The organism is Aquincola tertiaricarbonis, assembly GCF_000969605.1.
Classification (GTDB): Bacteria; Pseudomonadota; Gammaproteobacteria; order Burkholderiales; family Burkholderiaceae_C; genus Aquincola; species Aquincola tertiaricarbonis.
Map to the genome: position 1 here is coordinate 123,684 of NZ_JZUE01000018.1, position 6,144 is coordinate 129,827.

The 6,144-nt window shown below is 70.9% G+C and carries 5 protein-coding genes; 1 reads left to right on the forward strand and 4 read right to left on the reverse strand.

What is annotated here, in order from left to right:
• Nucleotides 1-61: 61 nt before the first annotated feature.
• Nucleotides 62-1,036, forward strand: coding sequence for a Bug family tripartite tricarboxylate transporter substrate binding protein (locus VO99_RS19580; protein ID WP_046114581.1), 975 nt, complete (start codon nucleotides 62-64; stop codon nucleotides 1,034-1,036).
• A gap of 15 nt (nucleotides 1,037-1,051) precedes the next feature.
• Here VO99_RS19580 and VO99_RS19585 read toward each other — a convergent pair whose 3' ends face one another.
• From VO99_RS19585 to VO99_RS19600, 4 genes are all read right to left on the reverse strand, one after another.
• Nucleotides 1,052-2,746: a tannase/feruloyl esterase family alpha/beta hydrolase gene (locus tag VO99_RS19585; RefSeq protein WP_046114582.1), complete on the reverse strand. Its 1,695-nt coding sequence runs from the start codon at nucleotides 2,744-2,746 to the stop codon at nucleotides 1,052-1,054.
• An 87-nt stretch (nucleotides 2,747-2,833) separates the two neighbouring features.
• Nucleotides 2,834-3,379, reverse strand: a complete 546-nt coding sequence (locus VO99_RS19590; RefSeq protein ID WP_052736470.1) for a MarR family winged helix-turn-helix transcriptional regulator — start codon at nucleotides 3,377-3,379, stop codon at nucleotides 2,834-2,836.
• A gap of 40 nt (nucleotides 3,380-3,419) precedes the next feature.
• A complete protein-coding gene (locus VO99_RS19595) occupies nucleotides 3,420-4,613 on the reverse strand; it encodes an ATP-binding protein (RefSeq protein WP_046114583.1) in 1,194 nt (397 codons plus the stop codon).
• Nucleotides 4,614-4,704: 91 nt separating this feature from the next.
• Nucleotides 4,705-6,009: a glycerate kinase type-2 family protein gene (locus tag VO99_RS19600; protein WP_046114584.1), complete on the reverse strand. Its 1,305-nt coding sequence runs from the start codon at nucleotides 6,007-6,009 to the stop codon at nucleotides 4,705-4,707.
• Nucleotides 6,010-6,144 lie beyond the last annotated feature (135 nt).

The window sequence follows — 6,144 nt, forward strand, 5'->3', positions numbered from 1 at the left end:
GAAAGCGCCGGCACAGTTACTTAAATTGCTGAAGCATTAAGCGCTTACCGGAGACTTGCCCATGATCCATCGTCGCACCTTGATCGCGGCCGCCCCGCTGTGGCTGGCCGCGCCCCGCCTGGCCGGAGCCCAGCCCGTGCTGGAGAACGCCCGCGTGCTGTGTGGCTTTCCGGCCGGCGGCACCACCGATGCGGTGTCCCGCCGCGTGGCCGAGAAGCTGCGCGGGCCTTATGCCCGCAGCGTGCTGGTCGACAACAAGGCCGGTGCCGGCGGGCGACTGGCGGTGGAGGAAGTCAGCCGTGCCGCGCCCGATGGCGGCACCCTGCTGCTGACGCCCGCGGCCATGATCACCTTGTATCCGCACCTCTACACCCGGCTGGCCTACGGCCCGCGCGACCTGCGGCCGGTGAGCACCGCCTGCCACCTGGCCTTCGGCTTCGGCGTGGGGCCCGCGGTGCCGGAATCGGTGCGCGACATCAAGGGCTTCCTGGCCTGGGCCAAGGCCAACCCGGAGCAGGCCAACTACGCATCGCCCGGTGCCGGCACGCCGCCGCACTTCGTGGGCGCCCTGCTGGCCAAGGAAAGCGGGCTGGACCTGCGGCACGTGCCCTACAAGGGCTCGGCGCCCGGCGTGCAGGACCTGCTGGGCGGCCAGGTGGCCGCGATGAGCTCGCCGGTGGGCGACTACCTGCCACACCTCAAGAGCGGCAAGCTGCGGCTGCTGGCCACCTCGGGCGCGCAGCGCTCGAAGCTGGTGCCGGACGTGGCCACCTATGCCGAGCAAGGCCTGCCGGCGCTGACGATGAACGAGTGGTACGGCTTCTTCCTGCCCGGCAAGGCCAGCGACGAGGTGACCCAGCGCGCGGCCGCCGCCATCGCCGCGGCGGTGCGCACGCCCGAAGTGATCGAGGCCTTCGCCCAACTGGGCCTGGAGGCCGCGGCCAGCACGCCGGCGGAGCTGGCCAAGGCGGTGGCCGACGAGAACGCGGCCTGGGGCCCGATCGTCAAGCGGGTGGGCTTCAAGCCGGAAGCCTGAAGCCCGGCCCGCCTGCTATTCGCAACGGAAGCTGGCGGCCGATTCAACGTCGCCGCTGCCCGCATAGCGCGCCACCTGCGGATACGGGCACAGCGGCCGGCTGCGCTGCGCCGACCAGCCGGCCGGCAGGTCGGCATTCACCCCGCCTGCATTGCCCGCACCGCGTGCGCTGGCCGTCACCGCGCCCGGGGCTTGGCCCTGCTCCACCCAGGCCACCAGCGGGCCCAGCAGGTCGAACTGGTCGGTGGCCGGGCCGCCCGAGCAGTGGCCCATGCCGGGCACGCGGTAGAAGCGGGCGAAGTCGGCCGCCTCGCCGCCATGCCGGCGGTTCAGGGCGTCGTACCAGGCGGTAGTGTCGTCGCTGGAGAAGATGGCGTCGCTGGTGCCGTGGTACACGAGCATCTTGGCGCCGCGGTTCCTCAGCGTGCCCAGGTCGTCGGCCTGCGGCGGCTGCATGAAGCTCATCGCGCTTTCAGCGTAGGTGGCATTGGTGGCATTCACCTTGGCCAGCAGGCCGTCGAGGTCGGCCGTCAGCGCGAAGGCCAGCGGATCGAAGCCGGCCACCGGCTCGGGCGGCACCTGCCACACCAGGCCCACGGCGCCCGGGTCGCGGGTCACCGAGTTGCTGTACTTCCAGCTCGCCCAGCCGCTGGTGGCCAGGCCCGCGTCGTACGGAAAGCTGCTGTAGATCAACGTGCCGGCCGGGCTGCGCGCGCCGCTGAACAGGCCTGCGATGCCCGTCTTCTGCGCGGCGCTCAGGCAGCTGCCGTCGCGCGCGCCGCTGCAGGTGGGCACGTCGCGCTGCAGGTCGAAGCGGGCCTGGCAGGCAGTGGTGTCCTGCACCAGGCCGTCGGCCACGCCGTCCAGCGCATCGCAGCGGGCCAACACCGCGTTGCTCACCAACGTGCGTTCGGCGACGGTGAAGCCGGTGGACGGATCGCCTGCGGTGTGGGCCAGCGCGCCGTACACCCGCACGCCGGCCATGTTGGCGATGGCCGCCAGCGGCAGCCGGAAGCCGGGGTTGCCGGCCAGGATGCCGTCGTACTGATCGGCATGGCGTGAGGCCGCCACCATCGCATGACGGCCGCCGTTGGAGCAGCCGCCCAGGTAGGAGCGGTCGGGCTGCTTGCCGTAGGCCAGCTCGATCAGCCGCTTGGCCATGGGCGTGAGGCTGCCCACGGCCTGGTAGCCGTAGTCCAGCCGCGCCTGCGGGTCGATGCCGAAGTTGGGGCCCAGGCTGCCCGCATGGCCGGCGTCGGAGCTGATGACGGCAAAGCCCTGCGCCAGCGCATTCGTCAGCGGCCCGCCGCCACCCACCGGGCCCACGGCGGTGGCCACGCTGCCGTCCAGCCCGCCGTTGACCTGGTGGAAGAAACGGCCGTTCCAGGCCTCGGGCAGCCGCATCTCGAAGCCGATGGCATAGGCATTGCCGTCCACCGCGCTCACCCGGCTGTTCATCGCGCCGGTGACGCGGCAATGCGCGGGCACCGGCTGGCCCGCCACCGTCAGCGTGCCGGCGGGCACGGCTTCGGCGCGCTGGATGGTGGTGTCGGGCCGGTTGAGCCGGCTGGCCAAATCGGTGCAGGCGGCCAGCGGTGCCGGCGTGGCTGCCGGCAGCCGCGGCAGGCTGGCCGAGCCGCCGTCACCGCCGCAACCGCTGACGAGCGCCGCCGCGGCGGCGGGCCACAAGCCGAGGGATAGGGCACGCATGCAAGTCTCCAGATGAAGTCGTTTGCTTCATCTTATGAACTATCTTGACATGCGCTCTTCGCGCTTTCCCGTAGCTTCCTGCAGGCGTTATTTCAACGCTTGAACTTTTGGCGTGCGGCGTGCGCTGGACTCGGCCGCTGCCGCCGGCGCCGCCGGCCCGCGGCAGCAGGCCACCTTGTGCAGCAGCTCCAGCAGGATGGCGCGCTCCGCGGCCGACAGCGCATCCAGCGCGCTGCGCTCGCCTTCCAGCAGCCGGGCCGTGGCCTGCGCGGTCAGCTTGGCGGCCTTGGGCGTGAGCTGCAGCCGCTGGGCGCGCTTGTCGGTCTCGCTGGGCAGGCGCTGCACCAGCTGCCGCGCTTCCAGCCGGTCGATCCACATCGTGATGTTGGGCGCGGTGACGGCCAGCGCCTTGGCCAGCTGCGTGGCCGAGCCACCCGGGTTGCGCTCGATGAGGGCCAGCACCGTGTATTCCACCGGCCGCAGGTCGAACGGGCCGCCCACGGCCTCGTTGAACACGCGGGTGGTGGCGATGCTGGCCTGCGCCAGCTGATAGCCAAGCACCTGGTGCAGGCCATCTTCGGCCAGCCGGCCGTCGGGGGTGGTGTTGGCGGAGGGGGCGGTCTTCTTCGGCATGGGGGCCTAGTGGGATGCCGTTGCAAGGGAGCGTGAAGCGTCAGCTGTCGCGCCAGTCCTGCCCCGGCATGATGCGTTTCATGAACTCGTCGAACATCGGCACGGTAAACGCGGTGTCGCCGTGGTTCGGGCTCCAGATCATGCCTTTGGCAATCAATCCGCTGCGGGTAGGCGCCAGCGAAGTGACCTTGGCCGGATAGGCCTGCGCGATGTCGCCGGAGCGGTGGGGGCCGGGCCCCAGTTCCGCCATTGCACGCAGGTAGCGCTTTTCCTTCGGCGTCAGGCGGTCGAAGCGCACACGAAAGAAGCTCTCGTCCAGCGCAGCAACGGCGCTGGTGGATGCACGCCGCACATCGTCCACGGTCAACGGCGACAACGCGGCTTGCTCCCAGGTGTGGTAGCCCCATTGCTGCAGGAAGTAGGCGTAGCGGTGCGTCACCGCGATCAGGTAGTCCAGCGCCGGCGCCTCGATGTCGACCTGCTCATTGCGCAACGGCACACGAATCGCACGCTCGGCAGCCTCTTCGGGCAGCGGCCCGATCTCCGGGAAGTCGAACAGTCGTTCGGCATACGACTTGGCGTTGCCCATGCGAACACGCAGCTGCGGCAGACCAGCGCCCACCAGCACCACCGGCAACTGCTGCTGGGCCACGCGGTGCATGGCAGTGATCAGCGCCGCGAGCTGGTCTTCCTCGACGTACTGCAACTCGTCGATGAACAACGCGACCGCCGTATCGGCAGCCTTGGCCGCATGGCCCAGCTGCTCGAACAGCGCCTGCAGGTCGTGCTCCAGGTCGCCGTTGTCTGCCAGGCCTGCCTCCGGCTCATAGTCAAAGCCGACCTCGATGTCGTTGTAGGTCAGCTTGAGCTTGCTTGCAAAGCCGGCCAGCGCGCGCAGGCCGCGCACCGCGTAGGCCTTGGCTTGCGCGACCGCGCTCAGGCGCAGCAAGGCCTGGCGCAATTGCGGCGCCAGGATGGCAGGCAGGGAGCGGCCTTCGGGTGCATCGATCCGCACCGTGTGCACGCCAGCGGCTTCCGCATCGGTGCGCACGCGGTCCAGCAGCACAGTCTTGCCCACGCCGCGCAGGCCAACCAGCATCGCGCTTTTTGCAGGGCGGCCCAGGCGGGCGCGTGCAAAGGCGACACGCAGCGCTTCCCGTACACCGTCTCGCCCGGCAAGTTCAGGCGGCGGCGTTCCGGCGCCGGGTGCGAAGGGGTTACGAATAGAGTCCATTGCCCCAGTTTATACAAACCTTTGGCAATTTATGACAGGACCATAAACTGACAAATATCTGTATAAACGGCCCGCCTGCTGCGCGGCAGCCCTACAGCACCAGCACCGCCCTGAAGTCGTTGACGTTGGTGAAGGTGGGCCCCGGCACCACCAGGTCGCCCAGCGCCTCGAAGAAGCTGTAAGCATCGTTGCGGTCGAGCAGCTCCGCGGGCTTGATGCCCTGCGCCGCGGCGCGGGCCAGGGTGTCGGGGGCCACCAGGGCGCCGGCGTTGTCTTCCATGCCGTCGATGCCGTCGGTGTCGGCCGCCAGCACCCACACGCCCGGCTGGCCCTGCAGCGCGATGGCGCAGCCCAGCAGGAACTCGGTGGCGCGGCCGCCGCGGCCGCCCTTGGCCCTGACCGTCACCGTCGTCTCGCCGCCCGACAGGATCACGCAGGGCCGCGCGAAGGGCTGGCCGTGGCGGGCCACCGCACGCGCCAGGGCCGCCTGCACCTTGCCCACCTCGCGTGATTCGCCTTCCATCTCGTCGCTGAGGATGTGCGCCTCGATGCCGGCCTGCCGTGCCAGTGCCGCCGCGGCTTCCAGGCTCTGCTGCGGTGTCGCGATCATGTGCACCTCATGGCCGTCGAAGCGCGGGTCGCCGGGCTTGGGCGTCTCGGCAGCGCCGCTTTCCAGCGCAGCCCGGGCCGCCGGCGGCACCTCGATGCCGTAGCGCTGCAGGATGGCCAGCGCATCGGCGCAGGTGCTGGGGTCGGGCACCGTGGGGCCGCTGGCGATGACCGCCGGCTCGTCGCCCGGCACGTCGCTGATCAGCAGCGTGACCACCTTGGCCGGCGCGCACAGCGCGGCCAGACGGCCGCCCTTGATGGCGGACAGGTGCTTGCGCACGCAGTTCATCTCGTCGATGGCGGCGCCGCTCTTCAGCAGCGCCTTGTTGACCGCCTGCTTCTCCTCCAGGCTGATGCCCTCGGCCGGCAGCGACAGCAGCGCCGAGCCGCCGCCCGAGATCAGGCACAGCACCAGGTCGTCGGCCGTCAGGCCCTGGGCCAGCTGCAGGATGCGCGCGGCCGCCTGGCGGCCCGCCTCGTCAGGCACCGGGTGCGCGGCCTCCACCACCTCGATGCGGCCGGGCCGGGCCTTGTAGGCCGGCGGCACATGGTCGTAGCGGGTGACCACCAGGCCCGACAGCGGCGCATCGGCCGGCCACAGCGCATCCACCGCCTCGGCCATCGCGCCACCGGCCTTGCCAGCACCGATGACCACCGTGCGCCCCCTGGGCGGCGGCGGCAGGTGGGCCTGCGTGGTGTGCATCGGCAAGGCACGCTGCACGGCGGCGTCGTACAGCGCGCGCAGGAAGCCGCGCGGGTCTTGGTCGGGGCGGGAAGTGCTGCTCATGGGGCGATTCTGACCGCGAGGCCGCACCGCGCGGATGCGTAGCATCCGCAGGCGCCTGGGCGGCCGGTGCGGGCCGTCAGGCGTCCGGCGCCACGGTGTGGTTGGCCATCACCTCCAGCGCCTTCACCAGCGCCG

Bases quoted from the DNA above. Each gene is read 5' to 3' on its own strand.
- VO99_RS19580 (WP_046114581.1), top strand. From the start codon at position 62: ATGATCCATCGTCGCACCTTGATCGCGGCCGCCCCGCTGTGGCTGGCC.
- VO99_RS19585 (WP_046114582.1), bottom strand. From the start codon at position 2,746: ATGCGTGCCCTATCCCTCGGCTTGTGGCCCGCCGCCGCGGCGGCGCTC.
- VO99_RS19590 (WP_052736470.1), bottom strand. From the start codon at position 3,379: ATGCCGAAGAAGACCGCCCCCTCCGCCAACACCACCCCCGACGGCCGG.
- VO99_RS19595 (WP_046114583.1), bottom strand. From the start codon at position 4,613: ATGGACTCTATTCGTAACCCCTTCGCACCCGGCGCCGGAACGCCGCCG.
- VO99_RS19600 (WP_046114584.1), bottom strand. From the start codon at position 6,009: ATGAGCAGCACTTCCCGCCCCGACCAAGACCCGCGCGGCTTCCTGCGC.